Raw genomic sequence first — 16744 nt, 5'->3', positions numbered from 1 at the left:
CGGGGCTCCTCAGAGGTTCGCGGCGGTGGACGAGGGGTTGCCCTGTCCGGGCAGGACGGTCAGGTTCGGCTGGCCGTCGGCGTCACCGGGCGCGTCGCCGGGGCGCTCGGCGGCGTCCTCCAGGACGATCCGGCCGATGATCTCGTAGCGCGCGGGGGCCTTCGCCTTGAGCCAGAAGCCGAGGCCGAGGCCGCCGAGGAAGACCGCGCCGACGATCCACGGGATCAGCTTGAAGAAGATCGATCCGGCGGCGCTGCCGGCCGCGGTCTCCATGTTGAGGACGAGCAGGACCACGACGGCCGTCATTCCGATGCCGCCGAGCAGCGGGGCGGTGAAGGTCTTGAACCAGTTCCGGTCCTCGGGGTGGTTCTTGCGGAAGTAGCCGATGACGGCGAAGGAGCACAGCGTCTGGACGATCAGGATCGCCATCGTGCCCAGGATCGCGAGCAGCGTGTAGAGGTGCAGGTACGGGTCCTGCCCGGTGGCCCAGAAGCCGACGACGAGCGCGGTGGCGATGGCGGTCTGCACGACCGAGGCGAGGTACGGGGAGCCGTGCCGGGGGTGGGTGTGGCCGAGCTTCGGCGACAGGAAGCCCTCGCGGCCGATGGCGTAGAGGTAGCGGGCGGCGCACTGGTGGAAGGCCATGCCGCAGGCGAAGGAGCCGGTGAGCAGCAGCCACTGGAAGGCGTCCACGGCCCAGGCGCCGATGAAGGTCCGGGTGGGGGCGAAGAACAGGTCGAGGGGGCTGGCGGAGGCGGACAGCTCGACGGACTCGGCCAGGCCGTTGCCCGCGATGGTCATCCAGGAGACGTAGATGTAGAAGAGGCCGACGCCGACGACGGAGATGAGGGTGGCCTTGGGGATGACCCGCTTGGGGTCGCGGGACTCCTCGCCGTACATGGCGGTGGACTCGAAGCCGACCCAGGACCAGAAGGCGAAGAAGAGGCCGAGGCCGGCGGAGGTGCCGGTGAAGGCGTTCTTCGGGTTGACGGGTTCGAGCGGGATGCCCTCCGGTCCGCCGCCGGCGATCAGCACGGCGGTGGCCACGGCGAAGAGCACGGCGATCTCGGCGACGAGCATCACGCCGAGCGCCTTGGCGGTGAGGTTGATGTCGAAGTGCGCGAGGGCGGCGGTGACGGCCAGCATGGCGGCCGCGTAGACGACCCAGGGCAGGTCGACGCCCAGCTGGTCGTGGACGGTGGTCTTCGTGAAGTAGGAGAACACGCCGACGATCGAGGCCTCGAAGACGATGTAGGCGAGGACGGCGAGCATGCCGGAGGCCATGCCCGCGATCCGGCCGAGGCCGTGCGAGATGTAACCGTAGAAAGCGCCCGCGGCGGTGATCCGCTTGGCCATGGCCACGTAGCCGACCGCGAAGACGGTCAGGACGAGGGTGGCGAAGAGGTATCCGGCCGGGGCTCCGGTGCCGTTGCCGAAGCCGACGGCGATGGGCAGGTTGCCCGTCATGGCGGTGATCGGGGCGGCGGTGGCGACGGCCATGAAGACGACGCCGACGAGGCCGACCGAGTTGGCCTTGAGTCGCTGGACCTGCGGAGCCGGGGGCGTCCGGGATGCCCCGCTGGTCGTGCCTCTGCTCATGGCGTCCTCTTCCTGTGTCGGGAGGCCGCCACTCTCCACCGGGGTGACGCAGACCACAATCGGCACACGGTCCGATAATCTCCTTGCGGGGAAGACGAGTTGTCGGTCCGGAAGAGGGGCAGATCGGGCTTTGTAACCGCCAGGTGATGTCCCCGGCACATGCGGCCCGGTAGCGTCCCGCGATATGGACGACCAGGGCGGGATCACGGTTCAGCGGGCACTTGAGCTGCCGGGACTGCGCAGCGGTCTGCCCGAGGTGGTGGCCTGCGCGGACCGCCTCGGCCGGACCGTTCGCTGGGTGCACGCGGGCGAGGTCCCGAACATCGCCTCCCTGCTCAAGGGCGGCGAGCTGCTGCTGACCACGGGGCTCGGCCTGGGCACCCGGCCCGCCGAGCAGCGCGCCTTCGTACGCCGCCTCGCGGACCGCGGGATCGCCGCGCTGGTCGTCGAGCTGGGGCCGCGCTTCACCCGGCTGCCCGCCACGATCGTGGAGACCGCGCGCACGGCGGGACTGCCGCTGGTCCAGCTCCACCGGGAGGTCCCCTTCGTCGCCGTCACGGAGGAGGTCCACACCGAGATCGTCAACCACCACTACGCGCTGCTCCAGCGGGCCGAGGAGGTCCACCGGCGCTGCACGGAGGCCCTGTTGGGCGGCGGGGGCATCCCGCAGGTGCTGCGGATCCTGGCCGACTTCACGGGGAACCCGGTCTTTCTGGAGACCCCCAACGGTCAGCTGCTGTACGCGGCTGGCAGCGCGGCCGGGGACGCGGGCGCGGACCCGCTGCAGGTGTGGGAGGGCCTACGGGGCCAGCGCGAGGCCGAGCCCTCGGCGAACACGGTGGTGGTCGACGTACCGGGCGGCGGCCACGGCACGGGCTCGGTCCGGGCCCGCGTCGTCCTGGTCGGCGTCTCGGCGCCGCTGCAACCGGTGCACCGGATGGCGGCGGAGCGCACGGCCGGCGTGCTGGCCGTCGTGCTGATGCAGGCGCGGCAGGAGGAGGAGTTGGCGGCGCGCGGCCGCGGCGACTTCCTGACGGACCTGGCGGAGGGCCGCATCTCGGCGGAGGACGCCCCGGCGCAGGCCCGCGTCCTGGGCTTCAGGCCGGGGGCGGGGCCGCTGCTGCCGGTGGTCATGCGGCTCTCCTCGGACCTCGGCCCGTCCGGCAACTGGGCCGTGCTGGCCCGCGCGGTCCTGGAGGAGCTGTCGTCCGTCGGGGTGCCGGTCCTGCTGGGCGTCCGCCCGGTCGAGGGCCGTGTCCCCCTCCTCGTGTCCCTCCGGGCCGAATCGGAGCGCACGGCGGTGGCCGACCGGGTCTCGGCCGCGCTGCGGGCGGGCGTCGAACGCGCGGGCCTGGACCGGGCCGCCGCCCCGCCGGCCGTGGTCGTCGGCGTCGCGGGCGGCTGGGCGGCCGCGTCGGCGGGTCTGCGGCACGCGGCGGAAACGGCCACGGCGGCGCACGGCCTGCCGGCCCGGCCCTGGTACGACGCGCGGCGGCTGGACATCGATCTGCTCCTGTGGCGGTTGCGCGAACACCCCGACCTGGCGGCCTTCGTGGACCGGGCGATCGGCCCGCTCCGCACCCACGACACCACGTCCCGCCCGCCGCTGCTGCCCACCCTGGAGACGTACCTGGCCCACGCGGGCCGCAAGGCGGAGACGGCCCGCGAGCTCCACCTGAACCGCCAGACCCTCTACAACCGCCTGGCCCGCATCTCGGAACTCCTGGGCACGGACCTGGACGACCCCGAAACGGTCCTCTCCCTGAGCCTGGCCCTCCGCGCCCGCCGCCACACCGCTTCTTGACGCTCTCCGTCCGCCGATGCCTGGGCGGGCAAAAATCCAGCCCCTCCGGCGTTGAGGAGCGGGGTCCGGGGCGGAGCCCCGGTCTTTCTGGCCGTGCCCCCGCCGGGAGCCTACCGCCGGCGTTCCATCAGCTCGTCGTACACGGACAAGACCTGCGCGACGGTGTCGTCCTCGGACGGCCACGTCGCCGCCTGCGCCCGCCCCGCCACCGCCAGCGCGGCCCTCCGCTCCGGGTCCGCCAGCAGGCCGGTCACGGCCGAGGCGAGCGCCGCCGCATCCCCCGGCGGGACCAGCACCGCGCCCTCCCCCACCAGCTCCGGCACGCCCCCCACCGCCGTGGCCACCAGCGGCACCCCCACCCTCAGTGCCTCCTGCGCCAGCAGGGCCCGCGCCACGCGCCGGCTCGGCAGGACCGCCAGGTCCGCCGCCGCCAGCAGCTGCGCCGCGTCCCGGCGGCGCCCGAGCAGCCGTACCGGGAGCCCCTCGGCCTGGATCCGCCGCGACAGTTCGGCCCGGAGCGGACCCTCTCCGGCGATCACGAGCAGCGGGGCCGGCTCCAGCGTCCGCCACTCCCGCGCCGCGTCGAGCAACAGGGAGTGCCCGCGGTGCGGCACCAGGCTGCCGACGGTGATCAGCAAAGGCCTTTCGACCGCCCCGAGTTCCGCCCGCACCTTGCCCGGGTCCGCCGCCTCGGGTCCGGCCGGACCCGCCGGTACCGCCACCGGTGCGAGCCGTGCGTCCCGGGCGCCGCGCAGCCGCGCGAGGTCCACCAGGTCCGAGGAGGCCCCGAGGACGACCGCCGCGGCCCGCGCCACGTGCCGTTCCAGCACCCGGCCCAGCCGCCCCAGCGCGCCCGCCTGCGTGGGCCCGTCGCCGTGCCAGCTCACCACCAGCGGCACCCGGCGCCCCCGCATGGCCAGCGCGGCGCGCAGCCCGGCGCGCACCCCGTGCGCGTGTACGACGTCCGCGCCGGCGCACGCGGCCCGCAGGACGCTCACCGCGTCGGGCGCGAACTCCGCCCCGGCGCCGGTGAAGTCGTACTCCCCCTCCGCCTGGACGGGCGCGCACACGGTGACCCGTACGCCGCGCGCGGCGAGCCCGGTCGCGAGCGACCGTACGTGCGCGCAGCTGCCCGCGCCCGCGCCGTCGCCGAGTACCTGGACGGTGCGGAGCGGCGGGCGCCCGTAGGGCTGTGCCGGGAGGGAGGTGGAGACCGGGGAGCTGCTCACGGGCCGAAGCTCCAGGGTGAGGGAGTCAGAGACGTCGCCAAGGATGCCAGTCCGCACGCGCGTTCCGGGACCATACGGGTGCGGATCCCGTACGAGTTGGCGCCGGACACCCCCCATCCTCACCCACACGGCTTAGTGCCGCGTCACCCAGGCGGACTCCCCGGCGTACTCCCCGGCCGGCTCCCCATGCCGGCCGCGAGCCGCGGGCAGCCCGGCCACCGGCACGGCGAAGGGCCCGCCGCGCCGTGCGCGCCGGGCCCTCCTGACCGTGTCACCCCTCGCGGTTCACGCGTCCGCGCGCGCCGCCGCCAGCAGTTCCTCGGCGTGCGCCCGCGCGGAGACCGAGTCCTCGTGCCCCGCGAGCATGCGCGACAGCTCGCGGATCCGGGCCTCGCCCTCCAGGACGGTGACCCCGCTCCTGGTGACGGACCCGTCGTTGGTCTTCTCGACGAGCAGCTGGCGGTCGGCGAAGGCCGCCACCTGCGGCAGGTGCGTGACGACCACGACCTGCGCCGACTTGGCGAGCTTCGCGAGGCGCCGGCCCACCTCGACCGCCGCCTTGCCGCCGACCCCCGCGTCGACCTCGTCGAAGAGGTAGGTCGGCACCGGGTCGGAGCCGGCGAAGACGACCTCGACGGCGAGCATCACCCGGGACAGCTCACCGCCCGAGGCGCCCTTGGCGATCGGCCGCGGCTGGGCGCCGGGGTGCGGGGCCAGCAGCAGCTCGACCTCGTCCGCGCCCGAGGGTCCGTAGGCGACCGGACGGCCGCCCACCTCCACGCCGTCCGCGTCCTCGGCCTGCCGGACGTCGATGGTCACGCGGGCGTGCGGCATGGCCAGCGAGGCCAGCTCCTCCGTCACGGCGGAGGCGAAGCGGGTCGCCGCCTCCACCCGGGCGTCCGTCAACGCCTGGGCCAGCAGCGACAGTTCGGAACGCAGCCCGTCCCGCTCGACGGTCAGCTCGGTGATCCGCTCGTCGTCGCCGTCCAGTTCCAGCAGCCGCGCCGCGCCCTGCTCGGCCCACTCCAGTACGGAATCCACGGTGCCGTCGGAGCCGTACTTGCGGGTCAGCTGGGTCAGGGCCGCCCGCCGCTCCTCGACGGCGGCCAGTCGCAGCGGATCGGCGTCCAGGTCGTCGGCGTAGCCCGCCAGCTCGCCGGCCACGTCGGACAGCAGGATGCCCAGCTCCCCGATCCGCTCGGCGAGCGCGCCGAGCGCCGGGTCGTGCGACCGTACGGATTCCAGGGCGCGGTGGGCTCCCGCGACGAGCATGTTGGCGTCGATGGCCTCCGGGTCCTCGGGATTGCCCGCGAGCGCGCCGTGCGCGAGCTGAGCCGCCGAGGCCAGCGATTCGGCGTGGCCGAGCCGTTCGGCCTCGGCCGCCAGCTCGGTGTCCTCGCCGGCCACCGGTTCCACGGCCGCGATCTCGTCCAGGCCGAAGCGCAGCAGGTCGGCCTCCTGGGCCCGTTCCCGGGCCCGGGTGGTGATCTCCTCCAGCTCGACGGCGACGGAGCGGAGCCTGCGGTAGGCGGATCCGTACTTCTCCAGCGGGACGGCGACGGCGTCCCCGGCGTAGCGGTCGAGCGCCTGCCGCTGCCGGGCCGGGCGCAGCAGCCCCTGCTGGTCGGTCTGGCCGTGTACGGCGACCAGGTCCTCAGCGAGTTCGCCGAGCAGGCCGACGGGCACGGACCGGCCGCCGACGTGGGCGCGCGAGCGCCCCTCGGCGGAGACGGTCCGGCTGATCAGCAGGGCGCCGTCGTCGAGCTCCGCCCCGGCCTCCTCGGCGCGTACGGCGGCGGGCGCGCCGGGGGGCATGACGATGCGGCCCTCGACGACCGCGGCCTTGGCCCCGATCCGCACCAGGGCCGGGTCGGCGCGACCGCCGAGCAGCAGCCCGAGGCTGGTGACGACCATCGTCTTGCCCGCGCCGGTCTCGCCGGTCACCGCGGTGAAACCGGGCGACAGCTCGACCACCGCGTCGTCGATGACCCCGAGCGACCGTATCCGCATCTCCTCAAGCACGGGACGACGATACCGAGGTTTCACCGGTGCCATGTGACGTCACCCGTCCCGAGTTCTCCGAACGGATGTGCTATTAACCACGAACGGCGACACGCCGGAACGCCTGCTAGTGGGGCGCCCCACGCCAACCCGACACCGGCAGCGCGAACTTCGCGACGAGCCGGTCCGTGAAGGACGCGTGGTGCAGCCGGGCGAGCCGCACGGGCACCGCCCCGCGCCGGACCTCCACGCGGGCCCCGGACGGCAGCTCCAGCATCCGCCGGCCGTCACACCAGAGCACGCCGTGCGGGGTGCCGGACTGCACCTCCACCGCCAGCACCGAGGTGGGCGAGGTCACCAGCGGCTTCGCGAACAGCGCGTGCGCGCTGATCGGCACCATCAGCAGCGCCTCCACCTCCGGCCAGACCACCGGCCCGCCCGCGGAGAAGGCGTAGGCCGTCGAGCCCGTCGGAGTCGCGCAGACGATCCCGTCGCAGCCGAAGCCGGTCACCGGGCGCCCGTCGATCTCCAGGACCACCTCCAGCATCCGCTCCGGGGACACCTTCTGCACCGCGGCCTCGTTCAGTGCCCAGTCCCGGTGGACCACGTCGCCGTTCGTGCGCACGACCACGTCGAGGGTCATCCGCTCCTCGACCTCGTACGAGCGCGACACCACCCGGTCCACGACCTTGTCCAGGTCGTCGCGCTCGGCCTCGGCGAGGAACCCCACCCGGCCCAGGTTGACGCCCAGCATCGGCACCCCCGAGGCGCGCGCGAGCTCCGCGCCCCGCAGCAGGGTCCCGTCACCGCCCAGCACGATCAGCAGCTCGCACCCGTCGAGCACCCCCGGTGTGGACTCGGTGACGAGCTCCACCTCGGGCGGCAGCGGCAGGTCCACCGCCTCGTGCGCGAAGACCCGTACGCCCAGCCCGCAGCGCAGCAGTCCCTTGACGACCAGCTCCGCGCTGCGGATGGCCGCCGGCCGTCCGGTGTGCGCGAGCAGGAAGACGGTGCGTTCCCCCGTTGAATCTGTCACTGCGGCCCCTCCGCCACTGCACGGTCAACATCCGCCGGGTCGAGTGCCGGTGCCCCCGCCCGCAGCCACAGAAAGTACTCGACGTTGCCCGATGGTCCCGGCAGCGGACTCGCCGTGACCCCGAGAACGCCCAGACCGAGCTTCGCCGCCTGCGCCGCGACCTCGCGCACGGCCTCCGCCCGGAGCTCCGGGCTGCGCACCACCCCGCCGCTGCCCAGCCGGTCCTTGCCGACCTCGAACTGCGGCTTGACCATCAGCACCAGGTCGGCGTCCGGCGCGCAGCACCGTACGAGCGCTGGCAGCACCAGCCCGATGGAGATGAAGGACAGGTCGCCGACGACGAGGTCCACCGCGAGCCCGTCGATCTGCTCGACCGTCAGCTCGCGCACGTTCGTCCGGTCCTTGACCGTGACCCGGTCGTCGCTCTGCAGCGACCAGGCGAGCTGCCCGTAGCCGACGTCGACGGCCACCACGTGGGCGACGCCCGCGCGCAGCAGCACGTCGGTGAACCCGCCCGTGGAGGCCCCGGCGTCCAGCGCGCGGCGGCCCTCCACGCGCAGCCCCTGCGGCTGGAATGCCGCCAGCGCGCCCGCGAGCTTGTGGCCGCCCCGCGAGACGTAGTCGGGATCGCTGTCGTCCTTGAGGACGACCAGAGCCGCGCTCGTCTCGACCTGGGTGGCGGCCTTGGTCGCGGTGGTGCCGCCCACGGTCACCCGGCCCGCGGCGATCAGCTGCGCGGCGTGCTCGCGCGAGCGGGCCATGCTGCGGCGTACCAGTTCGGCGTCCAGGCGGCGGCGTGCCACTCCTGCCACGTTCGGTTCAGCTCCTGTTTTCGTACGGACCAGGGACGGGCGGTGCGTCCAGCGCGGTCAGCGCCTCGCGCAGCCCCCTGTGGACATCCTCGTACACCTCGACGTGTCCGTCCGCCGCGAGGTGGTCCGCGTCCGCCAGCCGCGCCAGGTGCGCGTCCACGCCGGCGTGTCCGGTGGGCGTGCGTACGACGCCCAGCGCCACGGGCCCCGCGGGCCCGGCGGAGGCTTGGCCGTCGGCTTCTTCTGCGCCCTGGGCTTCGTCGGTCATGCCCCGACGCTACCCCGAAGCGCCCCGCGACCACGTACGGCTCTGCGGTACGGTCGTGATCACGATGGCTACGATCCAGGAGTGCCGCGAAGCACTCGACACCCTCTCCGGCAATCTCGCCCGGGCCGACGGCGGCGTACGCGGCGCGGCCGCGCTCGACCGCTCCCTGAGCTGCCACATCACGGACCTCGACCAGACGTTCACGGGCCGCCTCGACAGGGGCCGCATCCGCGTGGACGCGGTCGCCCCCGGGCCGCCGGCCGCCAAGGCCGAGATCCGCCTCGCGATGACGGGCGACGACCTCCTCGCCTTGGTCGCGGGCGACCTCAAGTTCGCCAAGGCCTGGGCCTCCGGCCGGGTCAAACTCGAAGCCGGCTTCCGCGACCTCCTCCGGCTCAAGAGCCTGCTCTAGCCCCTGATCGGCCCCGCCCGCACCATCCGGCCCCGCCGCGTTTGAGGCGCGGGGGCCCGCGGGCAGCGCCCCCGGCAACGGCGCCGCACGCGCTACACCGCCGTGTGAGCCCCCACACGGGACCGCCGCGCCGCCGGAATCACCAGCGGCGTCCCCGTCTCCGGGTCGTCGATGATCTGGCACTTCAGGCCGAACACCCTCTCCACCAGCTCCGCCGTCACCACCTCCGCCGGCGGCCCCTCCGCCACGACCTTCCCGCCCCGCATCGCGATCAGGTGTGTCGCGTAACGAGCCGCGTGGTTCAGGTCGTGCAGCACCGCGACCAGCGTCCGCCCCTGGTTCTCGTGCAGCTCCGCGCACAGGTCCAGCACGTCGATCTGGTGCTGGATGTCCAGGTAGGTCGTCGGCTCGTCGAGCAGCAGCAGCGGCGTCTGCTGCGCCAGCGCCATCGCGATCCACACCCGCTGCCGCTGCCCGCCCGACAGCTCGTCCACGGCCCGGTCGGCGAGTTCGGCGACCCCTGTCGAGGCCATGGACTCGTTCACGACCCGCTCGTCCTCGGCCGACCACTGCCGCAGCAGCCCCTGGTGCGGGTACCGGCCGCGCGCGACCAGGTCGGCCACCGTGATGCCGTCCGGCGCGATCGAGGACTGCGGGAGCAGCCCCAGGGTCTTGGCGACCTTCTTCGCCGGCATCGACCCGATGGCCTGCCCGTCCAGCAGCACCCGCCCGGCGGACGGCTTCAGCATCCGCGACAGGGCCCGCAGCAGCGTGGACTTGCCGCAGGCGTTGGGGCCGACGATCACCGTGAAGGAGTGGTCGGGGATCTCCACCGACAGGTCTTCGGCGATGACCCGCTGGTCGTAGCCGAGCGTCACGTTCTCCGCGGTCAGCCGCTGCACTTGCGTACTCCTCGTCAGGTTCATATACGTCCCGCCTTGCGCTCGGTGACGAGCAGCCAGAGCAGGTAGACGCCGCCGACCAGCCCGGTCACCACGCCCACCGGCAACTGGTCGGCGCCGAAGGCCCGCTGTGAGGCCCAGTCGGACACCATCAGCAGCACCGAGCCCATCAGCGCGGCGGTCAGCAGGTTCCCGCCGGGCGAGCGGGTGAGCCGCCGGGCCAGCTGCGGCGCGGCCAGCGCGACGAAGCTGATGGGCCCGGCCGCCGCGCTCGCCGCGGTGGTGAGCAGGATCGCCGCGAGCATCAGCAGCAGCCGCGTCCGCTCCACCGGCACCCCGAGGGCGTACGCGGCGTCGTCGCCCATCTCCATCATCCGCAGGGCCCTGCCCTGCCCGAGGACCAGGGGGAAGAGCACCGCGCAGACCGCGAGCAGCGGCCACACCTGCGCCCAGTCGCGGCCGGCCAGCGAGCCGGTCAGCCAGACCATGGCGCGGGTCGCCTCGACCATCTGGGCCTTCGTGATCAGGTACTGGATCACGGCGATGAGCATGGCGGAGGCGCCGATGCCGACCAGCACGAGCCGGTAGCCCTGGATGCCCTGCTTGTACGCCAGCAGGTAGACGGCGGCTCCGGCCAGCAGGCCGCCGATCAGCGCGCCGACGGCCACCTCGGTGGCGTCGCCCTTGAACAGGATGATGACGACGAGCGCGCCGACCACCGAGCCGTACCCGAAGCCCAACAGGTCGGGGGAGCCGAGCGGATTGCGGGAGACCGACTGGAAGACAGCGCCGGCCATCCCGAGGGCGGCCCCGACGAGCAGGGCGACCAGGACCCGCGGCAGCCGCAGGTCGTTGACGATGAAGTCGTCGGCGGGGGTGCCGTTGCCCAGCAGGGTCTGGACGACGTCCCACGGTGCGATCTCGAAGTCGCCGGTGCCGATGAGCAGCACGGCCAGCGCGAGCGTCGCGCCGGCGAGCAGGAGCCCGACGGCCAGCGCGCGCCCCTCGACGCGCAGCGAGATCCCGCCGGGCAGGTGCACCGGGCGGGGCCCGGACCGGCCCTTGCGCGGTGTGTCGTTCACGGTGGCGGTCACGGTCACAGCTGGGCCATCCTCTTGCGCCGAACCAGGTAGATGAAGACGGGGCCGCCGATGAGCGCGGTCACGACGCCTACCTGCAGTTCGGCGGGCCGGGTGACGACACGGCCTACGACGTCGGCGCCGAGCAGCAGGACGGGCGACAGGACGGCCGAGTACGCGAGCACCCAGCGCATGTCGGGACCGGTGAACGCCCGGACGAGGTGCGGGATCATCAGGCCGATGAAGACGATGGGCCCGCACGCGGCGGTCGCCGCACCGCACAGCAGGGTGATGGCGACCATGGCGGCGATCCGGGTCCGCGTCAGGTGCGCGCCGAGCGCCCGCGCCGTGTCGTCACCCATGGCCATCGCGTTCAGCGGGCGGCCGAGCGACAGCGCGAGCACCGCGCCGACGATCAGGAAGGGGGCGACCTGGCGGACGGTGTCCATGTTGGCCGAGGCCAGCGAACCCACCGTCCAGAAGCGGAGCTTGTCCAGCGCCTTGCTGTCCATCAGCTGCACGGCGTTGATGTAGCCGACCAGGGCCGCGCTGGCCGCCGTACCGGCGAGCGCGAGGCGCACCGGGGTCGCGCTGCGGCTGCCGCCGAGCACGTACACGACGACCGAGACGACGGCGGCGCCGAGGAAGGCCCACCACACGAACGCGCGGATGGACGTCGCGCCGAAGAAGCTGATCGCGGAGACCACGGCGGCCGCGGCGCCGGCGTTGACGCCGAGGATGCCGGGCTCGGCCAGCGGGTTGCGGGTCAGCGCCTGCATCACGGCGCCGGACAGGCCGAGGCCCAGTCCGACCATCAGCCCGAGGAGGGTGCGCGGGACCCGCAGGTCCCGCACCACCACGTCGGAGGGCGTTCCCGCGTAGGCGAACAGGCCGTGCCAGACCTCGTCCAGGGGCATCTGCCTGGCGCCCACGGCGATGCTCACGACCGCGATCAGCGCGAGCACCGCGAGGGCGGCCAGCAGACCGGCGACGCGCGCGGCATGGCGCGGGCGGGCGCCGACGGCCTGTTCGGGCGCCGCGCTCGGTTCGGATTCAGGGGGGCTCTCGACCAACACGCGAGTTAGGTTAGCCTACCCTGCACCTTGCGCGGATCGCCCGTTCAGCCCTAAAGACCCAGCCTGGCCAGCGCCTTCGCCGCGTCCAGCGTGCAGACCCCGTCCCCGGCCGCCGTCCAGGCCGCCGCGCACAGCGCCCGCAGCCCGTCGACCGGATCCCCGCCCTCCCCACGCAGCTCCAGCACACCGCGGTTCAGCGCGACCGCGGTCCAGCCGCCGCAACGGAACCCCTCCGAGGCCGGCTCCACCTCCGGCTGCCCCGTCAACAGCCCCCGCAGGTCCCGGTCCACGTACGTCGGCCGGTGCCTCGGCTCGGCCCGCACCAGCTGCTCCGCGTCCGTCACCCCGGTCAGCACCAGCAGCGAGTCCACCTCCCCGTTGAAGGCACCCTCGATGTCGGTGTCCAGCCGGTCCCCGACCACCAGCGGCCGCTCCGCCCCCGTCCGCAGCACCGTCTCCCGGTGCATCGGGGGCAGCGGCTTGCCCGCCACCTGTGGCTCCGCGCCCGTGGCGATCCGTACGACCTCCACCGCGGCCCCGTTGCCCGGCCCGATCCCCCGCGTCCCCGGGATCGTCAGGTCGGTGTTCGACGCGAACCACGGCACCCCGCGGTTGATCGCGTACGAGGCCTCCGCGAAGCGCCCCCAGGGCAGTTCGGGACCCCCGTATCCCTGCACCACCGCCGCCAGGCCCTCCTCCTCGGCCGACTCCACCGGCACCAGCCCGCGCTCGCGCAGCGCGACCCGCAGCCCCTCCCCGCCGATCACCAGCACCTTCGAGCCCGGCTCCACCTGCTCCGAGATCAGCCGGGCCACCGCCTGCGCCGAGGTGATCACCTCGGCCGCTTCCGTGGGGATGCCCAGCTCGCCCAGGTGCTCCGCGACGGCGTCCGGGGTCCGCAGCGCGTTGTTGGTGACGTAGGCGAGGTGCATGCCGTCGGCCCGCGCCGCGGCCAGGGACTCCACGGCGTACGCGATGGCCTCGCCGCCCGCGTACACCACTCCGTCGAGGTCCAGCAGGGCCGTGTCGTACGCCTGGTGCAGACTCTGCTCACTCGCCGCGGGACTGGTCCTGCTCTGCCGGGTCATCGCGTCCGCTCCTCTCGGTGCCCTCCCGGCGCCGGCCGGGGGAGATCGATCTTGTCCGATTCTGCACTGCCCCGATCATCCCGCATGGCGAGACGCGACTTACCATGCACCAATGACCACACCTGGCAGCGCGGACCAAGGGCTGCGACTGATCCCGTTCCATGGCCTGCGCTACGTCCCGGAGCGTGTCGGCAGCCTCGCCGCCGTCACCTCCCCGCCGTACGACGTGGTCGTGCGCCCCGATGGAGTCGACCACCTCGAATCCGCCGATCCGCACAACATCGTCCGCCTGATCCTCCCGCAGGCCGGCACCCCGGCCGCGCGCAACGAACAGGCCGCCCGCACCCTGCACGACTGGCTCGCCAAGGGCATCCTCAGCGCCGACCCCGAGCCCGCGCTGTACGTGTACGAACAGCGCAAGGCCGGTCTGCTCCAGCGCGGTGTCATCGGCGCCCTCGCCCTGTCCACCGCGGACGCGGGCATCGTCCTTCCCCACGAGGACGTCATGCCGGACGTGGTCACCGACCGGGCCGGCCTGATGCGGGCCACCTCGGCCAACCTCGAACCCCTGCTCCTCACTTACCGGGGCGACGACCCCGGCACGGGAGCGGCCGCCGTCGTCGAGCGGACCGCCCAGCGCGCGCCCCTGCTGTCGACGACCACCGAGGACGGCTTCCAGCACCGCCTGTGGGCCATCACCGACCCGGACGAGCTCGCCACGGTCACGGCGGACCTCAGCCACCGCCAGGCCCTCATCGCCGACGGCCACCACCGCTGGGCGACGTACCTGCGCCTCCAGGAGGAGCACGGCTCCCCCACGGCATGGGACTTCGGGCTCGTCCTCCTCGTGGACACCGCCCGCTACCCGCTCCAGGTCCGCGCGATCCACCGGATGCTGCGCCGGCTCCCCGTCTCCGACGCCCTCGCCGCCCTCGGCGGCCACTTCCGCGTCACCCCGGTCGACGGACCGCTCCCGCTGGCCCTGGAAGCCCTCGCCGACGCCTCGGAACGCGGCAACGCCTTCCTGCTCACCGGCGACGGCGCCTTCCACCTGGTCACCCATCCCGACCTGGCGCTCCTCGACCGCACGGTCCGCCACGACCGCCCGGAGGCCTGGCGCCGGCTGGACGCCACCGTGCTGCACGCGACCCTGCTCGACGCCCTCTGGCACGTTCCGGACGCCCCCGAGGAGATCACGTACATCCACGACGCCGCCTCCACCGTGGCCATGGCCGAACGCCACGGGGGCACCGCCGTGCTGCTGCACCCGGTACGGGAGGAAGTCGTACGCGACCTGGCCCGCCAGGGCGTCACCATGCCCCGCAAGTCCACCTCCTTCGGACCGAAACCGGCCACCGGCCTGGTCCTGCGCGGGCTGGGCTGAACCACTCCGGACACGAAAAAGGGCGGTACCCCACCGGGGGTACCGCCCTTTCTCATGCGTTCACCGTGCTTCAGGCCTTGTCGCGGCCCGAGTCCTGCGCGGCGTCCTCGACGTCGGCGTCGGCCGCGGACTGCTCCAGCGGCTCGTACTCCTCGTCGTCCTCGTCGTAGTACTCGGCGACGTCGGAGGCGCGCTCGGCCGCGGCGATCTCCGCCGCGTCCTCGTCATCGTCCTCGTCCTCGTCCTCGTCCTCGTCGTCGATCTCGTCCTCGACGACGAGGTCGCCTTCGACATCGGCATCGACGTCGGCCAGGTCGACGGCGGCGTCGACGAACTCGACACCGTCGAGCTCGGCGAGACGGTCCGAGGCGTCGGTGGCCCCGTCCTTGTCCGCTTCGAGGGTCTTGCCGAACCACTCGCGCGCCTCGTCCTCACGACCGGCCGCCAGCAGGGCGTCGGCGTAGGCGTACCGCAGGCGCGCGGTCCAGGGCTGGACGGAGCTGGAGGCCAGCTCCGGGCTCTGCAGGGTCACGATGGCCGCTTCGAGCTGCCCCTGGTCCCGCCGGGCACCGGCCGCGACCAGACGCATCTCGACCTGGCCGGCCTTGTCCAGCTTCTGCACCTCGGGCTCACCGGCCATGGCCAGCGCCCGCTCCGGACGGCCGAGGCCGCGCTCGCAGTCGGCCATGACGGGCCACAGCTCGACCGAGCCGGTCATGCGCTTGGCGGCACGGAACTCCGCGAGGGCCTCGCTGTACTTCTGCGTGGCGTACGCGGCGAAGCCGGCGGCCTCGCGGACGGCGGCGACGCGGGAGGCCAGTCGCAGGGCGATGCGCGAGTACGCGTACGCCTGCTCGGGGTCCTCGTCGATCAGCCGCGCGACCATGACCAGGTTCTTCGAGACCTCTTCGGCCAGGCCCTTGGGCAGGCTCAGCAGCTCCTGGCGCACATCGGCGTCGATCTCTCGCCACCACGGTCGTCGCGACGGGGGTAGGACGGGCGGTCGCCGCCACGGTCGTCACGACCACCGCGGAAACCACCACGGTCGTCATCACGACGCGGGTACGAGGGACGCTCGCCACGGTCGTCGCGACGCGGGAAGCTCGGACGGTCGCCGCCACGGTCGTCGCGACGGAAGCCGCCGCCACCGCCGCCGGTGGGACGGTCACCACGGTCATCACGACGCGTCGCCACCACGGTCGTCGCGACGGGGGTAGGACGGGCGGTCGCCGCCACGGTCGTCACGACCACCGCGGAAACCACCACGGTCGTCATCACGACGCGGGAAGCTCGGACGGTCGCCACCGCGGTCGTCGCGACGCGGGTAGGACGGGCGGTCGCCACCGCGGTCGTCACGACCACCGCGGAAACCACCACGGTCGTCATCGCGACGCGGGAAGCTCGGACGGTCGCCACCACGGTCATCACGACGGGGGTACGAGGGACGGTCCCCGCCACGGTCATCGCGGCGCGGGAAGCTCGGGCGGTCCCCGCCACGGTCATCGCGACGGAAGCCGCCACCGCCACCGGAGGGACGGCCACCACGGTCGTCGTCACGGCGGGGGTAGCTGGGACGGTCGCCACCGCGGTCGTCACGGCGGAAACCGCCGCCACCACCGCCGGCGGGACGCCCGCCACGGTCATCGCGACGGAAGCCGCCGCCGCCGCTGGACGGACGACCACTGGCACCACGGTCGTCACGACGGAACGGGGGACGGTCGCCACCACGGTCGTCACGGCCCCCGCGGTAGCCGCCCCTGTCACCGCCGTCGTTGCGCCGAGGCTCGCGCTCCGGACGATCGTCGGGAGAGTTGGACATGGGTGTGACTCCTGTCTTCGGGGTACCGCTAGTCATTCTCGCGCAACCAACCCATGGCCGCGCTTCGGCGTAAAGAGGTGAAACAAAAAAGGACCCTTGGTCCAGCGTTGAACGCTGGACCAAGGGTCCTTTGAAAGATTGTTCGGCGGCGTCCTACTCTCCCACAGGGTCCCCCCTGCAGTACCATCGGCGCTGAAAGGCTTAGCTTCCGGGTTCGGAATGTAACCGGGCGTTT

At 73.4% G+C, this 16744-nt stretch carries 14 protein-coding genes, 1 rRNA gene and 1 pseudogene; 3 read left to right on the top strand and 13 right to left on the bottom strand.

Annotated features, from left to right (window positions below):
- Positions 1–9 precede the first annotated feature (9 nt).
- Positions 10–1599, bottom strand: coding sequence for an APC family permease (locus tag IF88_RS0131380; protein WP_078893273.1), 1590 nt, complete (start codon positions 1597–1599; stop codon positions 10–12).
- Positions 1600–1783: 184 nt separating this feature from the next.
- Between IF88_RS0131380 and IF88_RS0131375 the strand changes: the two genes are divergently transcribed.
- Positions 1784–3403 carry a PucR family transcriptional regulator gene (locus tag IF88_RS0131375; RefSeq protein ID WP_030720062.1) on the top strand — a complete coding sequence of 540 codons (1620 nt, stop codon included), beginning with the start codon at positions 1784–1786 and terminating at the stop codon, positions 3401–3403.
- A 110-nt stretch (positions 3404–3513) separates the two neighbouring features.
- On the opposite strand, the gene IF88_RS0131370 is transcribed toward IF88_RS0131375, so the two are convergent.
- The 5 genes from IF88_RS0131370 to IF88_RS0131350 form a co-directional block, all read right to left on the bottom strand.
- Positions 3514–4632 (bottom strand): glycosyltransferase family 4 protein, encoded by a 1119-nt coding sequence (locus IF88_RS0131370; protein WP_030720061.1) that lies wholly within the window; start codon positions 4630–4632, stop codon positions 3514–3516.
- A gap of 285 nt (positions 4633–4917) precedes the next feature.
- Positions 4918–6642, bottom strand: coding sequence for a DNA repair protein RecN (gene recN / locus IF88_RS0131365; protein ID WP_030720059.1), 1725 nt, complete (start codon positions 6640–6642; stop codon positions 4918–4920).
- Between the two features lie 118 nt (positions 6643–6760).
- Positions 6761–7669 carry an NAD kinase gene (locus IF88_RS0131360; RefSeq protein WP_030720057.1) on the bottom strand — a complete coding sequence of 303 codons (909 nt, stop codon included), beginning with the start codon at positions 7667–7669 and terminating at the stop codon, positions 6761–6763.
- Entirely contained in the window at positions 7666–8481 is an 816-nt protein-coding gene (locus tag IF88_RS0131355; protein WP_030720055.1) for a TlyA family RNA methyltransferase, read from the bottom strand. The genes IF88_RS0131360 and IF88_RS0131355 overlap by 4 nt, the downstream gene beginning before the upstream one ends.
- 7 nt (positions 8482–8488) lie before the next feature.
- The gene (locus IF88_RS0131350) at positions 8489–8749 is read right to left on the bottom strand and encodes a hypothetical protein (protein ID WP_030720053.1); all 261 of its coding nucleotides are present in this window, start codon (positions 8747–8749) and stop codon (positions 8489–8491) included.
- Positions 8750–8813: 64 nt separating this feature from the next.
- On the opposite strand from IF88_RS0131350, the gene IF88_RS0131345 reads away from it, so the two are divergent.
- A complete protein-coding gene (locus IF88_RS0131345; protein WP_030720051.1) occupies positions 8814–9161 on the top strand; it encodes an SCP2 sterol-binding domain-containing protein in 348 nt (115 codons plus the stop codon).
- Positions 9162–9253: 92 nt separating this feature from the next.
- Here the strand turns inward: IF88_RS0131345 and IF88_RS0131340 are convergent, their stop codons facing one another.
- Genes IF88_RS0131340 through IF88_RS0131325 form a run of 4 tightly spaced genes read right to left on the bottom strand, consistent with a single transcriptional unit; the run spans position 9254 to position 13306 of the window.
- On the bottom strand, positions 9254–10087 hold the full coding sequence (locus tag IF88_RS0131340) for an ABC transporter ATP-binding protein (RefSeq protein ID WP_199808162.1): 834 nt from the start codon (positions 10085–10087) through the stop codon (positions 9254–9256).
- Positions 10084–11157, bottom strand: a complete 1074-nt coding sequence (locus IF88_RS0131335; protein ID WP_420711016.1) for a FecCD family ABC transporter permease — start codon at positions 11155–11157, stop codon at positions 10084–10086. The genes IF88_RS0131340 and IF88_RS0131335 overlap by 4 nt, the downstream gene beginning before the upstream one ends.
- 2 nt (positions 11158–11159) lie before the next feature.
- Entirely contained in the window at positions 11160–12218 is a 1059-nt protein-coding gene (locus tag IF88_RS0131330) for a FecCD family ABC transporter permease (protein WP_030720042.1), read from the bottom strand.
- Positions 12219–12268: 50 nt separating this feature from the next.
- Complete coding sequence (locus IF88_RS0131325; protein WP_030720039.1) at positions 12269–13306, bottom strand: HAD hydrolase-like protein; 1038 nt, start codon at positions 13304–13306, stop codon at positions 12269–12271.
- 112 nt (positions 13307–13418) lie between these two features.
- On the opposite strand from IF88_RS0131325, the gene IF88_RS0131320 reads away from it, so the two are divergent.
- Complete coding sequence (locus IF88_RS0131320) at positions 13419–14690, top strand: DUF1015 family protein (protein ID WP_030720036.1); 1272 nt, start codon at positions 13419–13421, stop codon at positions 14688–14690.
- Positions 14691–14760: 70 nt separating this feature from the next.
- Here the strand turns inward: IF88_RS0131320 and IF88_RS41150 are convergent, their stop codons facing one another.
- From IF88_RS41150 to rrf, 3 genes and pseudogenes are all read right to left on the bottom strand, one after another.
- On the bottom strand, positions 14761–15624 hold the full coding sequence (locus tag IF88_RS41150) for a tetratricopeptide repeat protein (protein WP_199808169.1): 864 nt from the start codon (positions 15622–15624) through the stop codon (positions 14761–14763).
- Positions 15621–16482, bottom strand: a pseudogene (locus tag IF88_RS46865) (hypothetical protein); the annotation flags it as partial. The gene IF88_RS41150 and the pseudogene IF88_RS46865, both read right to left, overlap by 4 nt.
- A gap of 167 nt (positions 16483–16649) precedes the next feature.
- Positions 16650–16744: ribosomal RNA gene (gene rrf, locus IF88_RS42490) — 5S ribosomal RNA — on the bottom strand; the annotation flags it as partial.

Origin of the sequence: Streptomyces sp. NRRL F-2580 (assembly GCF_000720115.1) — a bacterium.
Lineage (GTDB): Bacteria > Actinomycetota > Actinomycetes > Streptomycetales > Streptomycetaceae > Streptomyces.
Note: the sequence above shows the minus strand (reverse complement) of the source record. Positions and strands in the feature narration are given on the sequence as shown.